The following is a 26,739-nucleotide window of genomic DNA, read 5'->3' as shown; positions in this document are numbered from 1 at the left end:
CCGCGTCTCACGCTCCGCTGATGTCGTGACCGGCGGGGATCGCAATGACGAGACCCTTCTGCTCGACGCGGCACTCGATCCGCACGGCCTCGCCGAACTCGTCCCCATCGAGCTGCACCGGCTGGGCAGCCTCGGGCATGATCTCGACGGTCGTCCCGCGGGAGTAGACGATGGCGTTGTCAGCGGTCCGCAACTTCAAGAATGCCCGGCTGCGATGGAAGTGACGGCGAAGGAACCCGTTGATCCATGCGACCCTGCGCCACACGAAGAACCAGCCGAAGAAGCCCTTGGGTTGGATGACCGCGACATCCAACTGTCCATCGGCGACCGACGCCTCGGGGATGAGCGACAGGCCAGCGGGCAGTGACCCGCAGTTGGCGAACAGCACACTCTGCACGCGGGCGGTCCGCATCCGCTGTCCCGACACTTCGTACAGGATGCGGAAGGGCTTTGCACTCCACAGGGATCGAGCTGCTCCGTCGACGTAAGCGATCCACCCGAGGCGCTTCTTGAGATCACCGTTCGTGTTGGCGATCATCGCGGCATCCATACCCATGCCGCCCATCACGACGAACGCGTGCTCGTGGCGCGACCCGTCGGCGCGCCGCAACTCCGCGATACCGACATCGATGGTCTCGTGATCGCCCGAGAAGGTAGCTGTCACCATCGCGTCGGGAGGTGAGAGCGGTAGTTGCAGGTTACGCGCGAGAAGGTTCCCCGTTCCCGACGGCACGATCGTCAGGGGAACGCCAGTCCCGGTGAGCGCCTCGGCCACGGCCCGAACGGTGCCATCGCCGCCGGCAACGAGCACGGCATCCGCTCCGGCTTCCAGCGCCTCGCGGGTCGCGAGCTGACCGAGATCGTCGACTGTCGTTTCAAAGAAGAGCGGGAGTCCCCATCCGGCGGCGGCGGATTCGCGCTCGACGGATGCGCGGATGGCATCCTGATCGACCTTGATCGGGTTATAGACGAGAGCTGCCCGTTTGGAATCCCCCGGCTGTGCCTCGTGCCCGGCGGAATCGACGGGCGAATCGGTGCCGGGATCGTTGGTCGACGCGGCTTCCTCGTCGGATGCGGAAGCGTGCGTCATGCACACACGATAACCCTCTATGCGGGCGGAGCCAGTTCCAGGCGCTGTGACAGACTTATCGGGTGATCGATCCCGTGCTGCTTCGTGAAAATCCCGAGCTGGTCAAGCGCTCGCAGGAGGCTCGCGGGCACTCGTCCGAGACAGTGGATGCCGCCCTCGACGCCGACCGTGAGCGCCGCGCCGCCATTACGGCGTTCGAAGAGCTCCGCGCGGCCCAGAACGCCCACGGCAAGCGGGTCGCTCAGGCACCCAAGGATGAGAAGGCAGCGCTCGTCGCCGAAGCCAAGGAGCTGAGCGAGCAAGTCAAGCAGGCCCAGCAGCGCGTGACGGTCGCCGAAGAGGCCGCCGATGCAGCACTGTCACGCATCGAGAACATCGTGATCGACGGTGTTCCGGCTGGTGGCGAGGCTGACTTCGTGACCCTCCGCACGCACGGTGACCCGCGCACCTTCGACTTCACCCCGCGCGACCACCTCGAGATCGGCGAGATTCTCGGCGCCATCGACATGGAGCGCGGCACGAAGGTCTCGGGCAGTCGCTTCTACTTCCTCACGGGCGTCGGTGCGCGCCTCGAGCTGGCGATCATGAACCTCGCGCTCGACCGGGCCCTGCAGGCCGGGTTCACTCCCGTCATCCCGCCGACCCTCGTTCGCCCCGAGGTCATGCGCGGCACGGGCTTCCTCGGTGAGCACGCCGATGAGATCTATCACCTCGACGAGGACGACCTCTTCCTCGTCGGGACCAGCGAAGTTCCCCTCGCCGGGTACCACATGGACGAGATCATCGACTTCGCGAAGGGCCCCAAGCGCTACGCCGGCTGGTCGACGTGCTACCGGCGCGAGGCTGGGTCTTACGGCAAGGACACCCGCGGCATCATCCGTGTTCACCAGTTCAACAAGCTGGAGATGTTCGTCTACACGAGCCTCGAGGATGCCGAAGCCGAGCACCTCCGCCTCGTCGAGATGCAGGAACGGATGCTGCAAGACCTCGGCCTCGCGTACCGCGTCATCGATGTCGCCGCCGGTGACCTCGGATCGAGCGCCGCGCGCAAGTACGACGTCGAGGCGTGGGTCCCGACCCAGGATGCCTACCGCGAACTCACCAGCACGAGTAACTGCACGACCTTCCAGGCCCGTCGGCTCGACATCCGTCACCGCCCAGACGGTGGTAAGACACAGCACGTCGCGACCCTCAACGGAACGCTCGCGACCACACGCTGGATCGTCGCGCTGCTCGAGACGCACCAGCGCGAGGATGGATCCGTGACGGTGCCCGAGGTGCTGCGCCCATTCCTCGGCGGGATGGACGTCCTGGAGCCGGTCGCGTGACGGATGCCGGGGTGCCGCACACCGGAGAGGTGGAGGCGGTTCCCGAAGCGGATGCCGCCGAGATCGTTGAGGAACTCGCCGAAGAGACCGAACACCACCCCGGGAGCACGCCGCGGCTGCTGATCGCCCTCGATATCGATGGCACGGTGCTGCTCGAGGACGAGACCCTGAGCCCCGGCGTCGTCGAGGCGGTTGAGCACGCGCGCCTCGCCGGGCACGAGGTGATGCTCGCGACCGGTCGCTCGTGGGCGAGCACGCGCGGAGTCGTGCGCGTCCTCGAGATCGAACCCGACTACGTCGTGTGTTCGAACGGCACCGTCATCCTGAAGAAGATCGAGGGTGACGAGGTGCGCTACGAGCAGGTCCACACCGAGACCTTCGACGCGACCGAGGTCGTCACGTTGCTGCGTGAGCACCTGCCCGACGCGAAGTACATGGTCGAACTCGAAGACGGCAGCCGCCTCTATACCGAGGAACTCGACGACTGGAACCTGCTCGGCGCGCGCCGCGTCGCTTTCGACGAACTCACGCGCGAACCGGTCTGCCGCGTCGTCGTCGTCTCGCCCGATCACGCCGAGGGTGACTTCGTCGATCTCGTGGCGCAGGTCGGTCTGAACGAGGTCTCGTACGCGATCGGTTGGACCGCCTGGCTCGACATCGCCCCGCCGGGCATCGACAAGTCGACGGCGCTGGAGATGGTGCGCGAGTGGCTCGGCTTCGACCCGCACGAGGTGCTCGTGATCGGCGACGGTCGCAACGACGTGGGTATGTTCGCCTGGGCGCTTGAGAACGGCGGTCGTGCCATCGCCATGGCGCAGGGCCCGCAGGAAGTGCTCGACGCTGCCGGCGAGATCACGTCATCCGTTCACGAGGGTGGCGTGGCAGCGATCCTTCGCGCCCTCTGAGCCGCCGCGGCGCGAACGTCGCCTGGGTGGTCGGATAGAGTGGACGCCGTTCGATGGATGCCGCGCGCGGCGTCATCGGGAGGGTTGTCCGAGCGGCCGATGGACCTGGTCTTGAAAACCAGTGGGCAGCAATGTCCCGTGGGTTCGAATCCCACACCCTCCGCCATCGGAAGAGGCGTCGCCCGAAGGGCGGCGCCTCTTCCGATTCTCGGGCGCGGTGGGGAGGCCCACGCCGCCGGCAGAGAAGTGGGCTCGTCTTGTCGCATCCGGCGCCTATGGCGACAATGTGCGCCAGTCTTTGCCTCGGATGCCGACGATTCGCGCCCACCTCCGCCAGGCGCGCGACGCGTCGGGGTTCAGCCGATCTTCGTGAGGGAGATGTTCGTCGACCCCTCGGGGCTGGCGAACAGGCTCGCGCAGTTCGCGTCCACTGTGACCTGGGTGTCGTTCGCACCCGGTGTGTGGCGCAGCTGCAGCGGACCGAGCGGGCCCTCGGGCAACTGAACCGTGTACGACACGGTGCGGGACTCGCCCATGGGTAGCAGCAAGGTACGGCTCAGCCCTTCGTTCCCGTGGTCGACTCCCGAGCGGTCACGGAAGTACGAGTCCTGGTAGTCGCCGCGTTTGGGATCGGTCGACAGAATCTCGCCACCGGGCGGCGCGAAGAAGAGAACATCGAGCATCATCGTGCGGGGATCGATACCGCGATTCACGTTACGAAGCCCCAGCGTGTACTCGCTCTTGATGTCTTTGGTGATGCTGTTGTGGAGGTTCATCGACACGGTGATGGTGCGTTCGTCGACGTTGCAGGTGGCGTGCTGGTCGTAGGTCAGGTGATAGTTCAGCTTGCCGATGGAGTAGTCGTTGAAGTAGATGCCGAGCTGGGTGGCATCCGCGTTGTCTTCCCGCAGCGACGCGTCGAGGCCGTACTCGGTCGCGAAAGCTTCGAGGCCGGGGTCGTCGAACCACATCTGGATGCGGCCTTCGCTGGCGCTGCGCACTAACTGATCCCACATGGCGCCGAACTCCCAGTTGCCGCTGGTGAGCGCGCTGAACATCTTGGATGTCACCTCATTGAAGTAGGCGTCCATCGCGGCGTTGTCGGCACCGAACCTTTCGTACGGTTCGCTCATGAGCAGCGACGCCGTGTTCTCGGCCGTCACTTGCTCGCCCGAATCGAGAGTGAGAGGCCCGGTCGCCTCGATGAGGTGCGCAAGCACGATCGGGTCGATGGAGATCGCGCCATCGAACTCGGGCAGGTCTTCCCACTCGCGGGTCGCTTGGAAGAGCTCAACGGCGCGCGGGAACTCGGGCGTCATCGTGAAGTTCGATGACCAGCTCACGAGCTCGCGGGGGTAGAGAGACTTGACGTCGCGGGGGAGCGTGATCAGCGAGCCGTTGACGGTGTCGAACCCGAGCGAGGGAAGCCGCGAGTACATGAGGTCGACGCCGTTGTCTTGACCCACGAGCTCTGCCTGCCCGTTATCGACTTTGAGGATCAGCCAGTGAGCGACGCCACCGCCGGTCGCACGGATCTCGGCCGGGGTCTGGATCATGACCTGGTAGAGCATCGGCCCGTTGGCGCCCGCGGCCTGCAAGAGCGCGGGGAGGTTCTCTTGCGCAACCTTGAGGATCGGGATCGCCTGGTCGAGCAGTCCGACCATCTCGTCCATCGGCTCGTAGACGGCGGGCAAGACGTCGGTGCGGTCCATGGTCGCTGCGATGGCTGAGGCATCCTCGAACGACGAAATGATCGTCGGAAGCACCGTCTCGGCCTCGAGGAACGGTTGCAGGTTGATCCCGAGGCTGCCCTCGGCGCGCTGCTCGTCGACGTTCGCAGCTGACACCATGTTGACGACGGGTGGGATCGATTCGCTCGCGATCGTGTTCACGGCTTCGGCGACCGTGCGCACCGCGAGAACGTTGTTACCGATGCGAGGCAGCGTGGATGCCAGATCCCAGAGCGGACCGTTCGCGGTTTCGGATGCACGCTGGGTGCGAGCGACGATCTCATCGCCAGCCTGCTGGAGAGTGTCGGTGTTGCCCGACACAGCAGCCTCTGCCAGTCCACCCAGCTGCGACTTGACCGTCTCGAGGTCATCGCGCACCTCGAGCACCTGGAGCGCGAAGACGCCTCCCAGAATGACGGTTCCGACCAGGATCAGCCCGAGCGGACTGACTGCGATCCAGAACGTCCGCCATCCGCGCCGCCTGCGCGACGCTCCAGACTCGGGTGCGGCATGCCGAGCCAGCGGTCGGGCCGGGGTGCGCCGCGCCCGCGTCTCGCGGCGGGTCGTCGGCGGCTTCGGGGCGACGGATGACGCACTTGACCGGGCGCGTCGGGTGATGGCCTGCGAATCCGACGAATGGCCCTCGCTCAGGGCGGGTTGATCGCTTAGGGAGGGCTCGCCTGCCGGGACGGAATCGGCCTGCCGGTCGCCGTCAACGGTGGTCACGACCCTGATGTTACCGGTCCTATGTTGTGAGAAACCGAGCGCGGGCCGTGAAAGCCCGAACGGATGCTGAACATTGCATATGCGTCTCAGGAGCCGCGGTCAGCGACCGCACAGTGCATGTCCAGCGGCCATGGCATAACCTACCTTTCTTAAGGCGTCAGTTCTTCGGCTGTGCCAACACCCGACGTCCTAGAGGTCAACGACGTGTGACCGAAAAGGATCGCGCGTAGCCGGAGTCGAGCCACGCGTCGCACAGCCAGCGACCGAGGTGGGTTGCGACGGGCACCGGAAGGAACTTTGTGAGCAAGACAGCACCGCAGCGCGGCCGCCAGACGGTGGCCCGTCATGGGGCGCTGAGGTCGCCACATCCGTTCGCCGTCTTCGTGAAGGCGCTCAGCATTGTCGTTGCCGTGGTCCTCGTCTCCGGCACCGGAGTTGCCGCCTATACGCTCTACGATCTGGCGGCCAGCTACGCCACCGAGAACACGGTCGAGCTTGAAGATCAGGTCATCGTCCCGCCGGACATCGGCGCAATCGAAGGTGGCGTCAACCTGTTCGTGGCGGGCACGGATGCCTGTGAGCCCGAGTTCTCTGCGATCTTTGGAGACCGCTGCTCGGGCTCCGACGCCGCGGGTGAACTCAACGACGTCAACATGCTCGTGCACATTTCGGATGCGCCGCGTCGTGTGACAGTCATCTCGTTCCCGCGCGACCTGATGCTCCCTATCCCCGCGTGCGATCGTGGTGATGGCTCGACGTCATCCGCAATGAGCAAGCAGCCCCTCAACTCGGCCTTCTATGCCGGCGGCGGCGCGAACGGCGGGGGCCTGTCCTGCGTCGTGAAGACCATCTCGCAGTTGAGCGGCCAGAGCATTCCGTTCGCCGCGAAGGTCACGTGGGGTGGTGTCATCAACATCACCGACGCGATCGGCGGCGTTGACGTGTGTGTCCAGGGTGGCATCAGCGACCCGCTAGCTGGCCTCTATCTACCCGACGGCATCTCGACCGTCTCGGGAGCTCAGGCGCTCGCCTTCCTGCGTACCCGCAAGGGTGTCGGTGACGGCTCAGACCTCGGCCGGATCAGCAACCAGCAGCAGTACATGTCGAGTCTTGCGAAGAAGCTCGTGAGCGAGAACGTGCTGTCTGATCCGACGACCCTCTACCGGCTCGCGACCGTGGCGATCGACAACATCACGAAGAGCTCGAGCCTGACCAACCCGCTGACGCTCGTGCAGATCGCGCTCGCGATCAAGGACGTTCCCTTCTCAGACATCGTCTTCGTTCAGTACCCCGTCAACGGCGACCCCGACGACCCGAACAAAGTCGTGCCGAACTACGCCGCCGCCGACCAGCTCTGGGCGGCACTCGCGGCAAACGCGCCGATCGAACTCACCGGCAAGGCGGGTATGAACGGAAGCGTCGTCGATGTGACTCCCACCGAGGAGCCGGCTCCCGAGACCACAACCGACCCCAGTGCGACAGCCGCACCTACCGAAGCCCCTGCTCAGGAAGCCGTGGTTCTTCCGAACTCGATCACCGGCTCAACCGCAGCGCAGAGCACCTGCTCGGTCGGAAACCTCGGCTGACGGCATCCATTCGTCGCGGCGCACCGCAGCGGTTAGTATTGACGAGGTCATCCGCCCGATTCGGTCACGGATGCCTGGAGACGTCGCATAGTCAGGCCTAGTGCACCACCCTGCTAAGGTGGAGTCCCCTCACGGGGACCGAGGGTTCAAATCCCTCCGTCTCCGCTGGAAATCCCTGGTCAGAGCCTGTTTCTTCCGGCTCGCCAGGAGGCGTTGAGTTCAGCGTCCGAGGTTCGGACCGCGCCGAGTGTCCCGTGAGTGTCCCGACTTTCTGCCGAACTCCTCGGCAGCGGCGAGACGCCGCACATGGTCGCGGCGCTGACCTTCGCCGAGGACGTGCGCGTAGACCGCGAGGACGGTGCGTGCCTCGTCGCCTAGGTACTCCGCGACCTCGTGGACGGGCGTGCCGAGCCGCAGCCAGGTGGACGCGGCGTAGTGGCGCAGCGCGTGGCGGCGGAAGCCGAGCGGGAACTTGCGGACCACGCCGACCGAGAGCTGCCCCCCCTGCTGGTTGGTGAACAGGTAGTCGTCGGGCTGCTTGCCCGCGGCGTACTGACGGAAGATCGCCAGCGCCCGCGGCGACAGCGGCACCGGCCGAGTGCCGCGCGAGGACTTCGGGTTCTTCTCCTCGTAGCGGTCGGAGTGGGAACGCTCGACGTTGAGTTGCGCGAGTGGGACTTCTGAGAGCCAGCCCACCCGGGTCGCGCGCAACTCGCCCCAGCGCACGCCGGTCAGCGACATGAACTCGAACACGTCCGCGATGTCGCTGCGCCGCTGCCGCAAGGCGGCGAGCACTCCGGCGACTCGGCGCGGGGAGGGAATCTCGTTCGGGCTCACCGCGCGCTGGGCGACGCTGCTCAACTCGGGAATCTTCTTCATCGTCCGCACCGGGTGCGGCTGGTGCAGGTAGCCCTGCTCGTCCGCGTAAGTGAACAGCGCGCTCAGCGTCGTCTTGGCGCGGGCGACCGTCGCCGGTGCCTTCCCACCGCGCAGCTCGGCAAGCAGATGCTCCCGGATGTCCCCGGCCTGCACGGTGGCGAGCGACCGCCTCAGCAGCGAGGCGGGAAGCGCGGCGAGGTTGTTCCTATCGGTGTCCACCGTGTGCGGGTTCCCGCCCTCACGTGCCACGAGAAACCTGTCGACCAGTTCCTGCATCGTGAACTTGCGCTTCGGCGGCAGCGGCCGGCCGGTGTCCAGCAGGTGCTTCTGCTCCCGCTCCCACGCCTCAGCGTCGCTCTTGCGGTCGAAAGTGCGGGACGCGACGAGTTGCGTGCCGGAGCGGACGCGCGCGAGGTAACGGGTCTTGCCCGCCTTGGTCTTGCGCGCCTCGATGCTCAATCGACCACCCCCGCCAGGCGCTCCACGTCGATGCGCCGGTAGACGCGCTTGTGCGGGGTGAGCCGAATCGGCTCCACCGGAGCGCGGCCGTCCAGAGCGAGGGTGCGTAGCGTCGTGCGGTGGATACCGAGCAGTGAGGCGGTCTCCTCCTCGGAGTAGAACAGGGGCGCCCGACCGAGCGCGCTGCCCGTCTCGCCGTCGCTCATACCTTCCTCCTCGCGTATATCGCGTTTCCGCGAATACACGACATTAGACCACGAAACGCGCCGACTCGCAACTACATGAGTTTACGCCTCCGACTCGTTAGACTCGGGACGTGACCACTTCCGCGCAGGACTCCGATCAGCAGCCCGACTTCGCGCTGCTGATCGACGCGGACCTGCCGGATGGGTGGTGGTTCCCCGAACGGTCCCCGCTCGACACGGAGGGCGAGAGCGCCGGCATCGACCGCTCCCTGCATTACGAGGACTGGATCGACAACGCCCCAGGCCTCGATCGCAAGCTCCGTTCCGAGCACAGCAACCTCGATGCGGGGCGCTGGTTCCTGATCCAGCACACCGAGAGCGGCACCCGCGTGCTCCTGCGCCTTCAGCAGCAGGTGCGGGTCTATGAGAACCGGATGGGGGAGGTGCGGATCACCGGCATCGTCCACATGCCGTTCTTCGCCGGCGACCCGATCACCAGCCAGCTGTTGCGCGAGCTGCCGACCGCGAAGATCGAGGCCGCGATCAACAAGCGCCTGTTCGCCGTCACAGGTGCCACCCGCTTCCAGAACGGCAAGATCACCCTTCCCAGCGGGCGCACGCTGCGCGGGCAAGACCTCGTCCGACCGCTCGGTGACCCGAAGCGCACCCCGGACTTCTACGAACTCGTCGCACTCCAGCACACCCGCTTCGCCGAGGACGGCGACCCGAACCCGACCGCGAGAATCGCGCGCCTCAGCGACGTCGCCCTCTCCACAGCCCAGGGTTGGGTCGCCAAAGCCCGAGCCCGCGGACTGCTCCCACCTGGCCGCCGAGGGCGAGCGGGATAGCGCGCGAGGGAGTTGAGCTGCGCTCGACCCCTTCGCGCGCAGGGTCACGAACCGCGTTGAGGCCCGTAGATCCAATGGTCTTGAGGTTCCGGCCTGTGGATGACTGCATCGAGGTGCGCGCAGCTATACGTTGCTCAGCACCTGAGTTAGCACTCTTGGCGGCCGCGGCCGCGGCGTCGGGAACAGGAGTCGGCCATATGCCGTTCGCGTCCCGCGGGTGCACGCGTTCGGTCATGCTCGTTCGAGTTGCTTGTTGAGTTTGTCTCCTTCGATGTCGAGGTCGGGGAGGATGCGGTCGAGCCAGCGGGGGAGCCACCAGGCCTTGTCGCCGAAGATGGCCATGATGGCGGGGACGAGCGTCATGCGGACGAGGAAGGCGTCGACGAGGATGCCGAAGGCCAGGGCGAACCCGACCTGGGCGATCATGGGCTCGGGGTTGTAGATGAACCCGGCGAAGACGCTGGTCATGATGATCGCGGCGGCCACGACGACGCGACTCGCGACGGCGAACCCGCGGGTGACGGACTCCGTGCCCTTGGCGCCGTGGACGTGGGCTTCCTTCATCGAGGAGACGAGGAACACCTCGTAGTCCATGGCGAGGCCGTACAGGACGCCGGTGATGATGATGGGGAGCAGGCTGAGCACGGGGGCGGTGGCGTCCATCCCGAAGATCGGCTGCAGCCAGCCCCATTGGAACACGGCGGTGGTCGCTCCGAAGGTCGCGGCAACGGACAGGAGGAACCCGACGGTGGCTTTGATGGGGACGATGATGGAGCGGAACACGAGCAGCAGCACGATCAGCGACAGGCCGACCACGACGGCGATGTAGAGCGGAAGCACGTCAGCCAGACGATCGGAGACGTCGATCGCGAGGGCCGCGAATCCCGTGACGCCGACGTCGACTCCGTAGTCGTCGGTGAAGGTCGGTGTCATGTCACGGATCGCGGTGACGAGGTCGGCGGTCTCTTGGGAGGTGGGACCGGTCTCGGGTACGACGGAGAACACCGCGGTGGTGCCGTCCTCGTCGAGGCCGCCCAGGGAGACCGCTTCGACGCCGTGAATGCCGGAGAGGTCGCCGTAGATGCCGGCGAGGTCCGTAGCGGGGATGGTCTCGTTGTCGGGCGAGGTGGCGACGACGACGAGGGGCCCGTTGTAGCCCTCGCCGAACGCGTTCCCCACCACCTCGAAACTCTGCCGCTGCGCGGTGTCGGGGTGGTAGCTCGCGCCCGAGGGGAGGCCGAGGTCCATGTCGAGCACGGGGGCGGCGATGACACCGGCGATCGCGAGAGCGCCGACGGCGGCGACGTAGCGGTTCTTCACGAGCAGACGCGACCACGTGTTCGCGACGCGGTGCGAGGAGCCGTTGTCGTGGGAGGTGCCGGCGTTCAGCCGTGCCTTCGCCGAGCAGATCCGTTCGCCGACGAACCCGAGCAGCGCCGGCAGCAGGGTGAGTGCGGACAGGACGGCGATGACGACGGTGGCTGCGGCGGTGATGGCCATCGTCGTGAGGAGCTGGATCTGCACGACCGTGAGGGCGAGCAGAGCGATGACGACAGTGGTTCCGGCGAAGAACACGGCGCTGCCGGCGGTGCCGATCGCGCGGGCGGTCGCCTCTGGCGCGCTGAGGCGCTGATCGAGGATGAACCGCCGCTGCCGATTCACGATGAACAGGGCGTAGTCGATCCCGACCGCGAGCCCGAGCATGAGCCCGAGCACGGCGGTCAGCGAATGCATCGGGACGATGCTGGAGATCGCGAACGCCCCGCCGACCCCGAACGCGACACCGGAGAGCGCGGACACGAGCGGAAGGCCCGCGGCGATGAGCGAGCCGAGCGTCGCGATCAGCACGAGCGCGGCGATCGCGACGCCGACGATCTCTCCCGCGCCGATCAGCTCGGGAACCTGGATCATCGTCGACGACGGCAGCACGTCGATCGCCTCACCGGCGACGGCGTCCTCGGCGGTCTCGATCGTGTCGTCCACGGTGCCCTCGGGGAGCTCGAAGGTCTGCGCGTCGAACACGAACTGGAACAGGGCCGTCTGGCCGTCGGCGGAGACCACCACTCCAGGGACCGGGGTCTGGTCGACGACCAGAGCGGTCGGCGCACCGGCGTCCGTCCCACCGGTGGTCGCCTGCTCCTGCGCGATCGCAGCGGCCGCCTGCAGCAGCAGACTGTCCTGCCCCTTGGCCAGTTCCTCGGCGAGCACCTCGCGCGCGTCGACGACGTGTTCGCCGTCGTAGATCTCCTCGACCGCCTCCAGGACGGCGGCGAGGTTGTCCCCCTCGTCGATGCGCTCCCCGTCGGTGGAGTGAAACGCGATGATGCCCTGCCCACCGGAAGCATCCGGCAGTCGGTCCGAGAGATCATCGATCACTTCCTGGGCGGCTGTGCCGTCGATGCGGATCTCGTTGCTGAGCTTGGGCGGGTTCACCACGATCAGGCCCACGATCGCGGCGATCAGCACCACCCAGATCGCTGTCACCCACCACTTTCCCCGGTACGCGAGCGCACCCCACCGATACAGCCACGACGACATCCGATTCCTCTATTCCTCCGGGCGCACCAGCCCTCGCGAGGGCCGATCCCGCCGCCTCAATGCGAACAACTGATAGTTGACTATCAACTGATGTGAGAGTCTGGTATCGTTTTTCGGGGTTGTCAAACCGACGCGGAAGGAGCGGATTCGATGGACGGCAGCACGATGCGGGTGGATGCGGCGGCGAGCATGGCGAAGATCCTGGGAGCCGCGCGGCGGGCGTTCTCCCTCGGGGACGGGTCGGGGACGCTGAACCGGATCGCGAAGGAGGCGGGCGTGGGGATCGCGACGCTGTACCGGCACTTCCCGAACCGGGAGTCCCTCGCCCTCGCCGTCTACGACGACGTGTTCGCCACGGAGGTGCAGCCCGTCTTCGCACAGTTCGAACGCACCGACGCTCCGCGCGACGTGCTGCTCGAGCTCGGGGAGAGGCTCCTCGGTGTGCTGGACCGCGAGCGTGGGTTGGTGAGGTCGCTATCGAACCTGGCCGAGGCGACCCGCGAGCTGATGGGCCGGAACGCGGCCGCGATCGAGCAGACCGTGCGGCGTGCGCAGGCGGCGGGAACGCTCCGTGCCGACATCACGCCGGAGGACATCCCGAACCTGATGACGATGATCGCCGCCGGGTTCGGCAGCATCCCCTCCGGCGCCCATCGCCGCCGCTACCTCAGCCTCGTCCTCGACAGCCTGAACCCCGCGCAGGCGCACCCGCTCCCGAGCGTCTGACCGATGCTGGAGTCGAAAGCGATGTCAGACATGACGGCAGAAGTCGGGCATCCCCGTGCAGTCGTGGGGCTGGCGCTGGGGGGCGGAGGTGCGCTCGGCGCCGCCCACGTCGGCGTCCTGAAGGCGCTCCGAGAACACCATGTCCTCCCCAAGGTCGTCGCGGGGACGAGCGCGGGCTCACTGGTCGGCGCGGCGTTCGCCGCGGGCCTTTCCATCGCAAAGATCGAGGAGGCGGTGCTGGACGCGGACTGGTCGACGTTCGGCCGTCTGCGTCCCACCGCGCGGCTGGGGCTCCTCGACAGCGCCGCCCTGCTGGACACCATCGACCGGCTCGGTGGAGAGCCGCTCATCGAAGAGCTGCCGCGGCGCTTCGCGGCGGTCGCAACCGATCTGCGGACCCGTCGGGCCGTCATCCTCGACAGAGGCCGATTGGGTCCAGCCCTCCGTGCGAGCATCGCCGTCCCCGGCATGTTCTCCCCGGTCGTGACCGGCGACCAGATCCTCGTCGACGGTGGCCTGGCTGCGAACCTCCCGATCGCCGCCACACATCACCTCGGTGCGACGTTCACGATCGCTGTCCGGCTCCGGCCGGAATGGGAGCACGTCCCCGTGGTGCGTTCGGCGGCGGCGATCGCCGAGCTCGAACGGCGTCCCGACGTGCTGATGATCCACCCCGATCTCGACGGATGCTCACAGTGGTCCCGTGCGGACGTCCCGCGCATCATCGATGCGGGCTACGCCGCCGCGAGCACCGCCCTCCACGAATGGAAGACCCAGCAGACCCATGCCGCATAGCGAATCTCTCACCGGCCGCGCCGCCTGCGTGCTGATCGGCACAGACACGTTCCCGCCCGATGTCAATGGTGCCGCGCGGTTCGCGCGGGAGCATGCCGTCCGCCTCGCCCGCCGAGGGCACGACGTGCACGTCATCGCCCCCGCGACCCGCATGCGCTCCAGTTCCGGCATCGAGGTCTACGACGGGCAGCGACTCACGGTCCATCGGCTGCGCAGCGTGCGCTGGCCGCTGCACGACTGGCTCCGTGTCGCTCCGCCGTGGGAGGTGCGCGCGCAGACGCGTCGCATCCTCCTGCGGGTGCGGCCCGCCGTCGTGCACCTGCAGTCCTTCATCGACATCGGACGCGGCCTCGCCTACGAGGCCGAGCGCCTCGACATCCCGATCATCGCGACCAACCACGTCATGCCGGACAACGTCGTCGAGTTCAGCGGACTTCCTCGGCGTCTGCACCCTCGGCTGACGGCGTTCGGATGGAGCCTCGCCAGCACGGTGTACTCCCGCGCCGACATCGTCACCAGCCCGACCCCGGCCGCCGCCCACTATCTGGAGTCGAACACGCGGCTGCGTGGCGTGGTCCCCGTATCGTGCGGCGTCGAGAACGACAGGTTCACGCCCAAGCAGGACCGCCCGGCGGAGAATCGCGTGCTGTTCGTCGGACGCCTCGACCCGGAGAAGAACCTCGACACCCTGCTGAACGCGTTCAGCCTCATCCCCCGTGAGCTCGCGGCGCACCTCGACATCGTCGGAAGCGGCTCCGAGCGCAGCCACCTGGAGGGGCTGGCGCGTTCGCTGGCCATCGCCGATCGCACGACGTTCCACGGGTACGTCGACGACGACCGGCTGACCGAACTGCACCACCGGGCCACGGTGTTCGTGATGCCATCCACTGCCGAACTCCAGTCGATCGCGACCCTTGAGGCGATGGCCTCGGGCACCCCGGTGGTTCTCGCCGATGCCGTCGCGCTCCCGCACCTGATCGCCTCCGGCGCGGAAGGGTATCTCGTCCACCCCCGCAACGCGCACGAGTTCGCCGACCGGATCGAACGCATCCTGCACCTCGACCCCGACGCCTACCGGGCGATGAGCCGTGCGGCATCCGCCACCGCCTTGACCCATGACGCCGGGGTCATGACCTCCCGATACGAACAGCTCTACCAGGAGAGCTGGTCTCTCGCCGGTGCCGTGTGAGCACCCCGCGCGGCCCCGCCCTGATCCGGTTCTTGACGCCTCAGGGGCGTTACGCGCCGAGCCGTGCCGCGGCACCGTACGCGCCCCTCGTCGACGGGCTCGACACGGAGCGGCTCCTCTCGTTCTACCGCGAGATGACTCTCGCCCGTCGGCTCGATGAGGCGTCCACCGCGTTGCAGCGTCAGGGTGAGCTCGCCCTCTGGATCCCCTCCTACGGGCAGGAAGCCGCCCAGACAGGCTCCGCCCACGCCCTCAGCCCGCTCGACACCGTGTTCCCCTCCTATCGGGAACATGGCGTGGCTCTTGCCCGTGGTATCGACTTCGTCGACATCCTCGCTGTCCTTCGCGGCAACACGTTTCGCGGCTGGGATCCCGAGCGCACCCGGTTCCGGCTCTACACGATCGTGCTCGCCGCCCAGGCGCTCCATGCGGCGGGCTATGCGATGGGGATCAGCCTCGATCAGCAGGCAGGACGAAAGCCACCCGGCGAGGAGGCCGTGATCGTCTACATCGGCGATGGCGCGATGTCCGAAGGCGACGCGAGCGAAGCGCTGACCTTCGCCCGCACCTACGACGCACCCGTCCTGTTCTTCGTGCAGAACAACCAGTACGCCATCTCCACCCCGGCATCCACCCAGACCGCGGTCTCTTACGCGACGCGTGCGAAGGGATTCGGAATCCCCGGCCACCGCATCGACGGCAACGATGTCCTCGCCAGCTACGCCGTCACCAAACACGTCATGGATGCCGTCCGCGCCGGCGGCGGACCGGCTCTCATCGAAGCCGTCACCTACCGCCTCGGCCCCCACACCTCATCCGACGACCCCACCAAGTACCGGACCGTGCAGGAGCGCTCTTCCTGGGAGCGGCGCGACCCGATCCCGCGCCTGCGGGCCCACCTGAGCGAGCGCGGCGTCACCGATGACGTGTTCGAGAGCATCGATGCTCACAACGCCGAACACGCCGGCGACGTCCGCAGACGCCTGATCGCACTCCCCGCCCCGGACCCCGGCGGCATGTTCGACCACGTCTACAGCGACGCCCATCCCGTCGCCCATGCCCAGAAGGCGTGGTTGCGCGACTATCTGGACTCCTTCGAGGACGCCGCGGAATGACCATCGACGACGATGGGCGGCGCAGGGGCTCGCCACGGCCGAGGGTGTCGATCGTGATCCCCGCCTGGAACGAGCAGGACTACCTGGGCGAGTGTCTCGAGGCGATCGCCGCTCAGACGGACCCGCCCGATGAGGTCATCGTCGTCGACAACGGCAGCACCGACGCCACCGGCCGCATCGCGGCCTCATACCCCTTCGTCACCGTCCTCGAGGAGCCCATCCCCGGGATCGTCCCCGCGCGCAATCGCGGACTGAACGCGGCCACGGGCGATGTGCTGGGCAGGATCGACGCCGACAGCATCATCGACCCGGGCTGGGTCGCCGTCGTCCGTGCACACTTCACACGGGCGGGCACCGACGAGGTGGCGGGAATCACCGGCTCAGGCGACGCGCTCATCGACGGACACCCCGCCCTCGGACACCTCCTCGGCAAGGCCACCCTCGAATACGGCTACTACCCGATCAGCGAGATACTGACAGGCGGCCAGGTCATGGTCGGCTGCAACATGGCCATCACCCGCACCGCATGGGAGACCATCCGCGAGGATGCCTTCCCCGACCACACCAAGGTGCACGAGGATCTCGATCTCAGCGTGCTCATCCACCGTGCGGGCGGGCACATCCACCACCTCCCAGAGATGCGCATCCGGACCAGGCGCGTCGAACTCGAGCCGCCGGCGAAGCTCTGGTGGCGGCTGCGCATCTGGCCGAACGCCGTCACCCGGCATCAGCACGCTGTCCGCGTCGATGCGATGTCGGAGAAACACGGGCAACCGGAGCGGACCGGAGCAGCCGGCTCGGACCACACGATTGCGTGAGGGACGGCGACGCAGGCCGGACGAGTCGACGACTACCCTACATGTCCGTGCCAGCATGCGGGTCGGTGGCGCTCTGCTCGTCTGGGTGAGCGGCGCTGCTTGCCGGTCGGGATTCCGTGGCGAAGATCCGAATGGATTTGCCCAGGCTCCGCGCGATCTCCGGAAGCCGGGAGCCGCCGAACAGAACGAGAGCGAGAACGGCGATGACCAGCAGCTCGGGCGCCTCGATCCCGCGGATCATGCGCCCACTCCGGTTCCTGCCGAGTACGGGGACGCGCTCGTCAGCGGCATCAGGAGACCGCCCGTGTCGCGACCCGGCAGCGGACATCCGCCGTCGGACCGGACAGGAGCGTGCGGCACCGCTACGGGCCCGGCATGCGGAACGGTCATCATGATGCTCCCTCGAGATAGGACGGATCGGACTCCGGGTGCTCTGCCGCGATGATAGCTCGAAATGATAGTCATCTCTTGTTTCTGATTCGCGGTCGACATCCTCGCGGACACCGCCTCTTCCCAATAATTTGCTTTTAGGTAAAATATGCATGACGGGAAGGCGGAGATGACGACGCAGCGGCTCGAGGATCGGTGGGACGCGATCGTCCTCGGCGCAGGCGCCGGTGGCCTGTTCACCGCCGCGCGGCTCGCTGCCGTAGGCCGACGGGTGCTCGTGCTGGAGGCAGGGGAGCGGGCTGGCGGTCGCGCGGGTGTCTCGGAGCTGGACGGCTTCCTCGTCAACGACGGCGCGGTTCTGGTCGAGCTGGCCGGCATCCTCGAGCAGAGCTTCGCCGAGCTCGGGCATCCGCTGCGCCTCTACGTGCCGAAGCGCGCCCTGACGCTGCGCGCCGGGAAGCGGGACGTGTCGTTGAGCACGGGGCTCGCGGCGGTGGCCGTGCGCGGCGGCCTGTGGCTGGCGCGCACGGGCCTGCGATTGTTCCCTGGGCTCAAGCCCGCCGAGCAGTTGACGACCTCCGAGTGGCTGGCGCGGCTCACCAGGAGCGCGCGGGTGCACGGCCTGGTGCGGAACATGTGCGGGGCGCTGTTCGCCGCCGGTCCGGAACTCGTCTCGGCACGGTTCTTCCTGGACTACTTCACCAAGCCCGGTGCGCTGAAGTCCTTCGGCTTCGCCCCCGGCGGCACCGGGGCGATCTGGGCTCCGCTCGTGGAGGTGATCGAGGAGGCCGGCGGGCGCGTCCTGCTCGGCGCGACGGCGACCTCCGTCCAGCGGGATCATGCGGGTGGCGGCTTCCGGATCACCAGCGATCACGCCGGCGGCGGCCGGGTCGATCGCGCGCCGCAGTTCGTGAACGACGCGGGCCCGGCCGCGCTGCTGTCTCTGGCCGGCTCGCTGCTGCCCCTGGAATACGTGCAGCGGCTGCGGACCGCGGACAGCCCGAGCGCGCTCATCACGGTGCACTTCGCGTCACGGGAACCGCTCGCGCAGTTCCCGGCATTGGCCCTGTTCGCCGGCTCCCGTCGCCTGGCCTACGCCGGGAACTTCAGCGCCCCGGATCTCGCTCGCGCGCCGGAAGGCTGGCACCTCTACAGCGGCGCGTCGGTTCCACAGCCGGCCGTCGGAGACTTCGACGAGGAGGCCGAGACCGCTCTGCTCCTGGAGGACCTGCGGGAGCAGTTCCCGGGCTTCGATCGGGCCCGCATCCTCCGCATCGACGTCACCCGCGGCACCTGGCCCGGTGCCCGTTCCCTGCCCGGCCGCACGGTCGAGCCGGAGAGCCCGGTGCCGGGGCTGTGGAACGTCGGCGACGGCGCGAGCCTGTGGGCGACGGCTGGGATCTCCGCCTGCGCGCAGAACGCCCAGGTCGTCGCGGACCGCATCCTTGCCGCCCCGCACGGGGCCACCTCGAAGAAAGCGAGCGCATGAAATGAACGCCCCCACCACGGGGTCCGGTCCCTCCGTCATCGTCGTCGGCGGCGGCCCGTCCGGCTTGTCCGCCGCGTTCCGGCTGCAGCAGGCCGGCTGCACCGTCACGGTCCTCGAGGACGATGCCCAGGCCGGCGGCAAGGTCCGCACCGAGGTCCGCGACGGCTTCGTCATGGACCAGGGAGCGAGCGTCCTGCCACAGGCGTACACGTACGTCATGCAGCTGCTCCACGATGCGGGCGGCGACCACCTGCTGCAGCCCGGCGGGACCACGGTCGGGTTCGCCCGCGAGGACAAGATCCACTTCCTCGACTCCGCGCACCTGCTCCGGGATGCGATCGGCACGAAGCTCATCTCCTGGAAGTCGAAGGCGAAGATGGCGAACCTGGGCCTCGACCTGCTGAAGGTGCGCCCTTACATCAACGCGGAGAACCTCGCCCCGCTCGGGCAGTTCTGGGACGACGAGACCGCGAACGCCTACGCTCGGCGGCGCCTCACCCCGGAGGTGTCGGAGTTCATGATCGACTCGGTGCTGCGAGGCCTGCTCGGCACCAGCGGCGAGTTCAACTCGAAGATCGACTTCTTCTACTCGTTCACGAACATCATCGGCACGAAGCTGAACTCGCTCAAGGGCGGCATGCAGCGCTACGTCGACACCGTCGCCGCGCATCTGAACGTCGTCACGAACGCGCGAGTCCAGTCGGTCGAGGAGAGCGAGCACGAGGCCACCGTCACCTGGGTCGACGCCGCGGGCACGACGCACGTCGACACCGCCGACGCGGTCGTCCTTGCCGTCTGGGGCACCCAGGTCGCCTCGCTCTACCCGCAGCTGCACCCGAAGGCGGTCGAGTACTTCGACGACCTCGAATACACCACGAGCGTCAACCTCAACGTCGCGCTGTCGAAGCCGCCGGCGAAGAACCCCGCGTTCGTGGTGTGCATCCCGGAGTCCGTGGAGACGAACCTGTTCGCCGTCACGCTCGAGCACAACAAGGCACCCGACCGCGTCCCGGCCGGCAAGGGCCTGGTGGGGCTGTACTCGATGTCGAAGTGGGCGGAGGAGCTGATCGATCAGGATGACGAGACGGTCGTGGCGCAGTTGCTCGCCGCCGCCGACCGGGTCATCCCGCACCTCAGCGACGACGTCGAGTTCGCGCTCGTCAACCGCTGGAACCCCGTCGTGGTCTACAGTCACCCGGGCACCTACAAGGGCCTCGCGCAGCTGAACCAGTACCGGCCGCGCAAGCGTGTCCACCTCGCGGGTGACTACTTCTCCTGCTCCAACCTCAACACCGCCACCGCGGGCGGCGCCCGGGCCGCCCGCGAGCTCCTCGCCGCAGTCGCCTCACCGGCCCCGGCTCTGACCGGGCGGTGACGGCCGGCGCGCGAACCTGATGCCCACAACCAGTGCGACCGAATGAGAGGAGACGATCAATGACGATCGAACAGCATGCACACGTGCCGGAGGAGGTCGACGTCGTGGTGATCGGCGCCGGTGCCGGGGGCCTCGCCGCGGCTGCCTGGCTGGTGAAAGCCGGCTACCGCATCCTCGTCGTCGAGGCGAAGCCGCAGGTCGGCGGGCGCGCCTCGACCGAGCCGATCGACGGCTTCGGGGTGAACACCGGAGCGCAGATCTTCGAACTGGGCGGCGCGAACAAGGCCCTGTTCGACGACGTCGGCATTCCGATCCGGGCGAGGAAGCAGCCCGTCCCGCTGATCCTCCGGCTCGGCAGACGCGACGTTCAGGTGATGAGCGGCATCACGGGATTCCTCGCCAACAAGATCGGCATCCCCGTCATCGGCGGCCTCGCGCGTCGCTTCGGCTGGTTCCGGCCCAAGGAGGGCATCTTCCTGGACACCTGGCTCGACCAGCTGCACGCCCCCGTCAAGATCAAGCGGCTGTGCCGGAACCTCACCAGCGCCCTGTTCGCCGCCGAGCCGAGCGACGTCATCGCGACGCTGTTCTTCGACTACCTGACGAAGAAGGGCGGCATGAACACGTACGGCGCCCACCCCGACGGCTCCATCGGGCCGTGGCAGGACCTCGCAGCCGGCATTCAGCGCGCGGGCGGCACGATCCTGCTGGACACCAGCGTCACCGCGATCGGTGTCGGCGACGACGGACGCGCCGACACGGTCGTCATCCGGAAGACCGACGGCGCCACCGTCACCGTCCGCACCCGGGCGGTCATCAGCAACATCGGCCCCGTCGCCACGAGCCGCCTCTTCCCCGCCGAAGCCTGGCCCGCCGACGACAGAGAGAAGCTGGAAGCGGAGAGCTTCCCCGGCACTCTGATCACGATCAACTTCGCTAGCGAGCAGCCGATCCCGAACCTCACGACACTGGTGTTCTTCGGCTACACAGAACGCCTGGCCTATGCCTCCTACATGAGCGGCCCATCCCCGTCGCTCGCACCCGCCGGCTGGCACCTCTACTGCGTCACGAGCACTCCGCATCCGGCGAACACCGGCTTCGACCTCGACGAGGAGCTCGCCATCCTCCGCCGGGAAGCCGCTCGAGAGTTTCCCGAGTCCGCCCGGGCGCGTGAGGTCTCGATCGCGAACTGCACCGGCGACTGGCCCGGCCAGCGGGCCATCCCGGGCCGCGATTGGCCGAACGCGACGCCGATCCAGAATCTGTGGAACGTCGGCGACGCCGCACGTCCCTGGATGGCAGCCGGCCAGAGCGGCTGCGTCGAGTCCGCCCGGATCGCTGTCGACGCTCTCATCGCCACCGGTCTGCCCGCCTCGCACCTGAGAGACTGATCGTGTGAGCATCAGCACGCCGGAACCCGGGCGAGGCCGGGGACGGGGACGACCGGCACGCTCAGGAGATGACCCCGCGGTGCGCGAACTGATCCTCCGTGCCGCCCGGTCGGTGTTCGCGCGCTCCGGCTACCATGACGCGACCCTGCAACGGATCGCCCAGGAGGCGGGCGTCACCCGACCGGCGATCAGCCACCACTTCTCCAGCAAGGCGGCACTGTTCTCAGCCGTCTTCGAGGAGGTCCGCCAGAGGGTCGTGGTCACCGGCATCCATCGAGCCCTCGACGCATCCACCCATCTTCAGGATCGCCTGGCCACGTTCCTCATGTCATCGGTGGAGGTCGACGCGGAAGACCGCAGCTACGCCGCGTTCATCACGGCCTCGCTGCTGGACACGGCCAGGTCCCCGGAGCTGCACCACCTCACCCGCCGCCATCTCGATGACCTCCGCGCGTTCCTGAGGCGACTCTGCGAGGACGCCGTCACAGCAGAGGAACTGCCCGCCAGCACCGACATCGCCACCAGCGCAGAGGCATTGCTCGCGATCGTCTGGGGCACCGGCCTCTACGGCGCCTATCTCGGCGACCACCAGCAGCTCACCGCCGTCAGCGAGCGCGTCGTCGCGATGGTGCGCGGGCTCCTCACCATCGACTGAAGCCGCTTACCCATCTACCCGGGCCGACTCCAGCAAAGGCCTACGGTTCTCGCTGCACGCACGCCCTGTATCCCCGCTTCCCACGCCACCACTCTTCCGGCTCCTTGGGCATAAGCGAATGTGTCATAAGCGAATGAATGAATGAATCCTCTCCCTGAACTGAATCTTCTCCCTGAGTGTGTCACCGATGTCCTGATACAGAACTGTCACCAATGTCCTGAGACATCACATCTTCTCCCTGAGTACATCTTCTCCCTGAGTGGACGTATGCTACCGTAGGTAGTTGCAAGAACATGAGTTTGGAGGAGGCGGTGATGAAGGGCGGCGTGATTCTGTTCCGGGGCTCCGGCGCGGACGCGCGCCGCTACTTGGAGTCGGATCGGTCGCGCGCCGATGACTACTACTTGGAGGGCGGGACCGCTCTGGCGGAGTTCGCCGTGGTCGATGCCAGCGGCAGGGTGATCGGTGAGGGCGCGCTGACGGCTGACGAGTACGCGCAATGGGTGGACTGGATCAACCCGCTCACCAGTGAGTCGATGGGCAAGCCCCGGCTGCCCGGTGTGGGGCGGCAGGGGTCGCCGCGGTTCGCGGAGATGGTCGTGAACGCGCCGAAGTCCCTGTCGATCGCCGCCGTGCTGCACCCGGAGGTGTCGGAGGCGCTGGACGCCGCGCAGCGGGACGCGGCAGCGGAGATCCGGTCCTGGCTCGGCCAGCATTCGGTCACGAGGGTCGGGCCGCGCGGGAAGCAGGAGGTGGTGCCGGTCGAGCAGTTGGAGACGGTCGCCGTCTCGCACAAGACCTCCCGCGCGGGTGACCCGCACCGGCACATCCACTTCCAGATCGGCACCCGCGTATGGGCGGTCGGCGCGTGGCGCGGGCTGGACACCGGGGCGCTGTTCCGGCAGCAGGGCGCGATCCGCGCCCTCGGCACCGCCGTCATCGCCGCGCATCCGCAGCTCGCCCAAGTACTCGACGCGCACGGCCTCACGCTGGACCCGGTGACGGGTGAGGTCGCGGAGCTGACCCCCTACAACGCGATCATGTCCAAGCGCGGCGAGCAGGTCGCCCGCAACCTCGCCAAGTTCGAGGCCGAGTGGCGGGTGGCGCATCCCGGCCAGGAGCCCGGCCCGGTCGCCATGTCTCGGCTGACCGCGATGGCGTGGGATCACGAGCGGCCGGCCAAGAAGCCGGCCATGCTCGGCCACGAGGCCGCTTGGCGTGCGGAGCTGGACGTGGCCGGCTACCGGCCGAACCCCGAGCGGGTGCCGGTGCGCGCCACGGTGTCGCTGGACGACCTGAGGGTGCAACAGGTCGCATCGCGGGCGCTGGACCGTTGCGCGGCCGGCGCATCGACGTGGACGGTGCATGACGTTCAGGAGCACGTCACGCGCATCATCACCGAGGCGGGCGTGCGTGCAACCCCCGACGCGCTGCGCGACCTCGTTGCGATCACGACCCGCCTGGCCATCGAGGATTGCCTGTCCGTGCTGCCGCCCGACAGTGTGCAACCCGAGCACATTGCGCACCTCACGACCCTGCACGTCGTGGCGGTCGAGACGAACCTGCGCGACCGGCTGACCGCCCGCGCAACGTCCGGCACCGGCCGGGTGCCGGACGTGACGCGCCTGACGCGCGACGCCGGGCTGGACCCGGAGCAGGCGCAGGCCGCCGCCGCGGTCGCCGGGACCGACCTCCTCGTGGTCGTGGAGGGCGCGGCCGGCGCGGGCAAGACCACCATGCTCGGCGCGGCCATCGAAGCGGCCACAGACCACGGCCGCGCAACGCGCGTGGTGACGCCGACGAAGAAGGCGGCAGACGTGGCCGCGCAGGAACTCGGCGTGAGTGCCGACAGCGTGGCGAAGCTCGTCCACGCGCACGGCTGGCGATGGAACGCCGACGGCGTATGGACCCGCCTGGCCGTGGGCGACACCGACCCGGAGACGGGCACCACCTACACCGGCCCCACCGCTGCCGCGCAGCTCGTCCAGGGTGAGCGGATCGTGGTGGACGAGGCGGGGATGCTCGACCAGGGCACCGCCCTCGCGCTGCTGACCGTCGCGGACGAGCACGGCGCAACCCTCGCCCTCGTCGGCGACCGCGCGCAGCTCCCCGCCGTGGGTCGCGGTGGGCTGCTCGACATGGCAGCGCAGCTCTCGCCGCGCGCCCACGACATGACGACCGTGCATCGCTTCGCCGATCCCGAGTACGCGGCGCTGACGGTGCAGATGCGTCGCGGCGATCATCTGGCGCTGCTGTTCGACCGACTCCACTCCCTCGGACTCGTGGTGCTGCACGAGAGCACCGAGGCGGTGCAGGACGCGATCGCCCGCGACGCCCGCGACGGGGACGCGATCACGACCGCGACGAACGACGAGGCGCGCGAGCTGAACGAGCGCGTCCGCGACGAGCGGGTGCGGGGAGGCCTGGTCGACGACGCCCGCACGACGACCGGCAGCGACGGTCTGAGCATCGGCCGGGGCGACGTGATCCAGACCCGGCAGAACGACTCGGACGTGCAGGTGGCGAACCGGCAGACCTGGACCGTGCAGGCGGTCGGCCAGGACGGGGCGGTGTGGGCGAAGGAGAACGGCAACGGCCGGAGGCGGCAGCGCACGGTACGCTTGCCGGCCGAGTACGTCGCCGAGCACACCCACCTGGCCTATGCCGCCACCGCCTACGGCGTGCAGGGCGCGACCGTGCCCGGCTCGCACACGGTCCTGTCCGATGCGCTCGACGCCTCCGGCGTCTACGTCGGCATGACCCGAGGCCAGGAGACGAACCGCCTCCACGTCGTCGCGGCCGACGTGGACGACGCACGGGAGCAGTTCGTGGCCGCGCTCGAGCGGGACCGCGCCGACCGCGGCCTGGTCGCCGCGACCCAGGCGGCGCGCGAAGCCGTAGCCGGCCTCGCGGCCGATGGGCCGGTTCGGGTGGTGAACGCGGAGCGCGCCCGCCTCGCCCAGCGGATCGAGCGCGCCGAGCGCGAGGCGGGCAAGTGGGAGCGGGTCGTGGCGGCGCTGGACCGGCAGCGCGCGGCGCACCGGGCCGAGGCCGACGACCAGCAGGAAGTTGTCGCTGCTGCGGACGCCCGCGCCGCGCGGGTGCGCGCCGAGGTCGCGTCCCCGCTGATCGAGCAGGCCGCCGCAGACGGCCTCGCCTACCTCACCGGGCGGGAGCGGTTGTGGGAGGCGCAGACCGCGCACGGCCAGGCGGGACGACTCAGGAGGCGTGCCGCCGGCCGCGCGGCGACCGAGGCCGCAGACGCGCACCGTGCGACGGAGGACGCGGTGCGGCGACGCTGGGGCGGGCTGCCGAGCGGGGCGGGCGGCCTGGAGCCATGGGCCGAGACGGTCGCCGGGAAGCAGGCCGACGCCGACCCGCGCGTGACCGAGACGCGGCACGACGCGGAGCAGACTCACCGCGAGCAGAGCCGCCTGGCCGAGCGGCACCTGCGCGAGTCCGTCGCCCTGCGCCAGCGGGTGCTCGGCTCCGCGACCCCGAGCACCGCGATCACCCGCGCTGCCGGCTGGCGTGCCCGTGCGGAGCAGGCCAGGCACGACCTCGCGCAGATCGAGGCGCTGCCCGTCACCGAAGCCGCACAGTACGTCCGCGGCCTCGCCGCCCGAGCCGAGGCCGAACGGCAAGCGGCCGAGCGCGCCCAGGCCGCACGCGAGAAGCGCGCTACCCAGCTCGGCCGCTACCGGCCGTCGAGCGACCACGGCAGGACGGGACCGCAGCGCGACGCTCCCGGCCTCAGTTTGTGACGGCTCCCGCCTCGCCGTCGCCGCGCAGGTAGATTTCCACAAGGTCGCTGGTCCAGGTCGCGACACCTGCACCGAAGAAGTCCCTGTCCTCGGTCCAGATCGGACAATCCAACGTGAGCGCAGCGGCGACCATCGGCCAGTCCATCGGGTCGCGCGCGCCGATCCGGGCCATCGCCACAGGCTCCAGCGGAGCGATCACTTCGATCGGCACAGCCTCCACGACCACGCGGAGTCGGTCGAGCGAGTCCAGCAGGGGCGCGGGGTCAGCGCCGCGCTTGCCGGCGATGGTCGGGAGGTGCCGGGCGGCCTCGGCGAAGGCGAGGTCCGGGGAGAAGAAGGACGTGTCCTCCCCGTACTCCTCGATCAGCTCCCGGACGCGGGTTCCGAGCACCGCCCGGATGAGGATGTTCGCGTCGAGGACGATGCGCCTCGTCGTCACGATGCGGAAGCGGCTTCCCGCGGTTCCTTCCGGCACGCCTTCCGCATCGCGTCGAACTCGGCGACCACCTCGTCCTCGGTCATCCCGAGCTGCTCCAGCAGGGCGCTGGCCTTCTTCGCCGCTTCGGAGTATGCGGCGATCTCGGCCTTCCGATCCCGACGCACTGGGATGAACAGGCCGACGGTCTGCCCGTGCCGGGTCACGGTCACCGGCTCGGCCTGGTCGATGTAGTCGGCGAGGTCCTGGCGGAACTCCCGCACTCCCACGGTCACACTCATCCTCGGCTCCTTCCCATTGCGTACCCAAGTGTAAACTTGCG

The 26,739-nt window shown here is 68.4% G+C and carries 22 protein-coding genes and 2 tRNA genes; 16 read left to right on the top strand and 8 right to left on the bottom strand.

Annotated elements, in window-relative coordinates; genetic code table 11:
• Positions 1–7 precede the first annotated feature (7 nt).
• Positions 8–1,090 carry a diacylglycerol kinase family protein gene (locus AB0O89_RS02470; protein WP_363493847.1) on the bottom strand — a complete coding sequence of 361 codons (1,083 nt, stop codon included), beginning with the start codon at positions 1,088–1,090 and terminating at the stop codon, positions 8–10.
• Between the two features lie 62 nt (positions 1,091–1,152).
• On the opposite strand from AB0O89_RS02470, the gene serS reads away from it, so the two are divergent.
• The 3 genes from serS to AB0O89_RS02455 all read left to right on the top strand — a co-directional run bounded on the left by serS (position 1,153) and on the right by AB0O89_RS02455 (position 3,489).
• Positions 1,153–2,418: a serine--tRNA ligase gene (gene serS / locus AB0O89_RS02465; RefSeq protein ID WP_363493845.1), complete on the top strand. Its 1,266-nt coding sequence runs from the start codon at positions 1,153–1,155 to the stop codon at positions 2,416–2,418.
• A gap of 11 nt (positions 2,419–2,429) precedes the next feature.
• A complete protein-coding gene (locus AB0O89_RS02460; RefSeq protein ID WP_363493843.1) occupies positions 2,430–3,323 on the top strand; it encodes an HAD family hydrolase in 894 nt (297 codons plus the stop codon).
• A 78-nt stretch (positions 3,324–3,401) separates the two neighbouring features.
• Positions 3,402–3,489 (top strand) — tRNA-Ser (locus AB0O89_RS02455).
• A 190-nt stretch (positions 3,490–3,679) separates the two neighbouring features.
• Here AB0O89_RS02455 and AB0O89_RS02450 read toward each other — a convergent pair.
• Entirely contained in the window at positions 3,680–5,779 is a 2,100-nt protein-coding gene (locus tag AB0O89_RS02450) for a DUF4012 domain-containing protein (protein ID WP_363493841.1), read from the bottom strand.
• A 299-nt stretch (positions 5,780–6,078) separates the two neighbouring features.
• Here AB0O89_RS02450 and AB0O89_RS02445 point away from each other — a divergent pair, with 299 nt between their 5' ends.
• Together AB0O89_RS02445 and AB0O89_RS02440 are read left to right on the top strand one after the other, a co-directional pair.
• Positions 6,079–7,365 carry an LCP family protein gene (locus tag AB0O89_RS02445; protein WP_363493839.1) on the top strand — a complete coding sequence of 429 codons (1,287 nt, stop codon included), beginning with the start codon at positions 6,079–6,081 and terminating at the stop codon, positions 7,363–7,365.
• Positions 7,366–7,441: 76 nt separating this feature from the next.
• Positions 7,442–7,530: transfer RNA gene (locus AB0O89_RS02440), tRNA-Ser, on the top strand.
• Between the two features lie 54 nt (positions 7,531–7,584).
• Here the strand turns inward: AB0O89_RS02440 and AB0O89_RS02435 are convergent.
• On the bottom strand, positions 7,585–8,703 hold the full coding sequence (locus AB0O89_RS02435; RefSeq protein WP_275755746.1) for a tyrosine-type recombinase/integrase: 1,119 nt from the start codon (positions 8,701–8,703) through the stop codon (positions 7,585–7,587).
• The gene (locus AB0O89_RS02430) at positions 8,700–8,909 is read right to left on the bottom strand and encodes a hypothetical protein (RefSeq protein ID WP_275755748.1); all 210 of its coding nucleotides are present in this window, start codon (positions 8,907–8,909) and stop codon (positions 8,700–8,702) included. Before AB0O89_RS02430 ends, AB0O89_RS02435 begins: the two co-directional genes overlap by 4 nt.
• A 110-nt stretch (positions 8,910–9,019) precedes the next feature.
• On the opposite strand from AB0O89_RS02430, the gene AB0O89_RS02425 reads away from it, so the two are divergent.
• Complete coding sequence (locus AB0O89_RS02425; protein ID WP_275755750.1) at positions 9,020–9,736, top strand: hypothetical protein; 717 nt, start codon at positions 9,020–9,022, stop codon at positions 9,734–9,736.
• Positions 9,737–9,967: 231 nt separating this feature from the next.
• Here AB0O89_RS02425 and AB0O89_RS02420 read toward each other — a convergent pair whose 3' ends face one another.
• Positions 9,968–12,274: an MMPL family transporter gene (locus AB0O89_RS02420; protein ID WP_275755752.1), complete on the bottom strand. Its 2,307-nt coding sequence runs from the start codon at positions 12,272–12,274 to the stop codon at positions 9,968–9,970.
• 150 nt (positions 12,275–12,424) lie between these two features.
• Here AB0O89_RS02420 and AB0O89_RS02415 point away from each other — a divergent pair, with 150 nt between their 5' ends.
• The 5 genes from AB0O89_RS02415 to AB0O89_RS02395 are packed head-to-tail and all read left to right on the top strand — an operon-like array spanning position 12,425 to position 16,917.
• Entirely contained in the window at positions 12,425–13,000 is a 576-nt protein-coding gene (locus AB0O89_RS02415; protein WP_275755753.1) for a TetR/AcrR family transcriptional regulator, read from the top strand.
• 30 nt (positions 13,001–13,030) lie between these two features.
• Positions 13,031–13,795, top strand: a complete 765-nt coding sequence (locus AB0O89_RS02410; RefSeq protein WP_275755756.1) for a patatin-like phospholipase family protein — start codon at positions 13,031–13,033, stop codon at positions 13,793–13,795.
• A complete protein-coding gene (locus AB0O89_RS02405) occupies positions 13,785–14,984 on the top strand; it encodes a glycosyltransferase (RefSeq protein WP_363493835.1) in 1,200 nt (399 codons plus the stop codon). Before AB0O89_RS02410 ends, AB0O89_RS02405 begins: the two co-directional genes overlap by 11 nt.
• Positions 14,981–16,099, top strand: coding sequence for a thiamine pyrophosphate-dependent enzyme (locus tag AB0O89_RS02400; protein WP_275755760.1), 1,119 nt, complete (start codon positions 14,981–14,983; stop codon positions 16,097–16,099). Before AB0O89_RS02405 ends, AB0O89_RS02400 begins: the two co-directional genes overlap by 4 nt.
• Positions 16,096–16,917 carry a glycosyltransferase family 2 protein gene (locus AB0O89_RS02395; RefSeq protein ID WP_275755762.1) on the top strand — a complete coding sequence of 274 codons (822 nt, stop codon included), beginning with the start codon at positions 16,096–16,098 and terminating at the stop codon, positions 16,915–16,917. Before AB0O89_RS02400 ends, AB0O89_RS02395 begins: the two co-directional genes overlap by 4 nt.
• A 37-nt stretch (positions 16,918–16,954) precedes the next feature.
• On the opposite strand, the gene AB0O89_RS02390 is transcribed toward AB0O89_RS02395, so the two are convergent.
• The gene (locus AB0O89_RS02390) at positions 16,955–17,158 is read right to left on the bottom strand and encodes a twin-arginine translocase TatA/TatE family subunit (protein WP_275755764.1); all 204 of its coding nucleotides are present in this window, start codon (positions 17,156–17,158) and stop codon (positions 16,955–16,957) included.
• Positions 17,159–17,476: 318 nt separating this feature from the next.
• On the opposite strand from AB0O89_RS02390, the gene AB0O89_RS02385 reads away from it, so the two are divergent.
• The 5 genes from AB0O89_RS02385 to mobF all read left to right on the top strand — a co-directional run bounded on the left by AB0O89_RS02385 (position 17,477) and on the right by mobF (position 25,981).
• The gene (locus tag AB0O89_RS02385) at positions 17,477–18,796 is read left to right on the top strand and encodes an FAD-dependent oxidoreductase (protein WP_275755767.1); all 1,320 of its coding nucleotides are present in this window, start codon (positions 17,477–17,479) and stop codon (positions 18,794–18,796) included.
• A 1-nt stretch (position 18,797) separates the two neighbouring features.
• On the top strand, positions 18,798–20,171 hold the full coding sequence (locus AB0O89_RS02380) for an FAD-dependent oxidoreductase (protein ID WP_275755769.1): 1,374 nt from the start codon (positions 18,798–18,800) through the stop codon (positions 20,169–20,171).
• A gap of 59 nt (positions 20,172–20,230) precedes the next feature.
• Positions 20,231–21,562 (top strand): FAD-dependent oxidoreductase, encoded by a 1,332-nt coding sequence (locus AB0O89_RS02375; RefSeq protein ID WP_275755771.1) that lies wholly within the window; start codon positions 20,231–20,233, stop codon positions 21,560–21,562.
• Between the two features lie 79 nt (positions 21,563–21,641).
• Complete coding sequence (locus AB0O89_RS02370) at positions 21,642–22,217, top strand: TetR/AcrR family transcriptional regulator (RefSeq protein ID WP_275755773.1); 576 nt, start codon at positions 21,642–21,644, stop codon at positions 22,215–22,217.
• A 293-nt stretch (positions 22,218–22,510) separates the two neighbouring features.
• On the top strand, positions 22,511–25,981 hold the full coding sequence (mobF, locus tag AB0O89_RS02365) for a MobF family relaxase (RefSeq protein WP_275755777.1): 3,471 nt from the start codon (positions 22,511–22,513) through the stop codon (positions 25,979–25,981).
• Here mobF and AB0O89_RS02360 read toward each other — a convergent pair.
• Both AB0O89_RS02360 and AB0O89_RS02355 read right to left on the bottom strand, forming a co-directional pair.
• The gene (locus tag AB0O89_RS02360; protein ID WP_363493830.1) at positions 25,971–26,456 is read right to left on the bottom strand and encodes a PIN domain-containing protein; all 486 of its coding nucleotides are present in this window, start codon (positions 26,454–26,456) and stop codon (positions 25,971–25,973) included. The two genes, mobF and AB0O89_RS02360, sit on opposite strands and share 11 nt — an antisense overlap.
• On the bottom strand, positions 26,417–26,698 hold the full coding sequence (locus tag AB0O89_RS02355; RefSeq protein WP_363493828.1) for a type II toxin-antitoxin system Phd/YefM family antitoxin: 282 nt from the start codon (positions 26,696–26,698) through the stop codon (positions 26,417–26,419). The genes AB0O89_RS02360 and AB0O89_RS02355 overlap by 40 nt, the downstream gene beginning before the upstream one ends.
• Positions 26,699–26,739: the final 41 nt, after the last annotated feature.

It is taken from the genome of Microbacterium sp. NPDC076895 (assembly GCF_040687115.1).
In the GTDB taxonomy this organism is placed as follows: domain Bacteria; phylum Actinomycetota; class Actinomycetes; order Actinomycetales; family Microbacteriaceae; genus Microbacterium.
Note: the sequence above shows the minus strand (reverse complement) of the source record. Positions and strands in the feature narration are given on the sequence as shown.

Bases quoted from the DNA above. Each gene is read 5' to 3' on its own strand.
- AB0O89_RS02470 (WP_363493847.1), bottom strand. From the start codon at position 1,090: ATGACGCACGCTTCCGCATCCGACGAGGAAGCCGCGTCGACCAACGAT.
- AB0O89_RS02430 (WP_275755748.1), bottom strand. From the start codon at position 8,909: ATGAGCGACGGCGAGACGGGCAGCGCGCTCGGTCGGGCGCCCCTGTTC.
- AB0O89_RS02420 (WP_275755752.1), bottom strand. From the start codon at position 12,274: ATGTCGTCGTGGCTGTATCGGTGGGGTGCGCTCGCGTACCGGGGAAAG.
- AB0O89_RS02415 (WP_275755753.1), top strand. From the start codon at position 12,425: ATGGACGGCAGCACGATGCGGGTGGATGCGGCGGCGAGCATGGCGAAG.
- AB0O89_RS02410 (WP_275755756.1), top strand. From the start codon at position 13,031: ATGACGGCAGAAGTCGGGCATCCCCGTGCAGTCGTGGGGCTGGCGCTG.
- AB0O89_RS02405 (WP_363493835.1), top strand. From the start codon at position 13,785: ATGCCGCATAGCGAATCTCTCACCGGCCGCGCCGCCTGCGTGCTGATC.
- AB0O89_RS02395 (WP_275755762.1), top strand. From the start codon at position 16,096: ATGACCATCGACGACGATGGGCGGCGCAGGGGCTCGCCACGGCCGAGG.
- AB0O89_RS02390 (WP_275755764.1), bottom strand. From the start codon at position 17,158: ATGATCCGCGGGATCGAGGCGCCCGAGCTGCTGGTCATCGCCGTTCTC.
- AB0O89_RS02385 (WP_275755767.1), top strand. From the start codon at position 17,477: ATGACGACGCAGCGGCTCGAGGATCGGTGGGACGCGATCGTCCTCGGC.
- AB0O89_RS02380 (WP_275755769.1), top strand. From the start codon at position 18,798: ATGAACGCCCCCACCACGGGGTCCGGTCCCTCCGTCATCGTCGTCGGC.
- AB0O89_RS02375 (WP_275755771.1), top strand. From the start codon at position 20,231: ATGACGATCGAACAGCATGCACACGTGCCGGAGGAGGTCGACGTCGTG.
- mobF (WP_275755777.1), top strand. From the start codon at position 22,511: ATGAGTTTGGAGGAGGCGGTGATGAAGGGCGGCGTGATTCTGTTCCGG.
- AB0O89_RS02355 (WP_363493828.1), bottom strand. From the start codon at position 26,698: ATGAGTGTGACCGTGGGAGTGCGGGAGTTCCGCCAGGACCTCGCCGAC.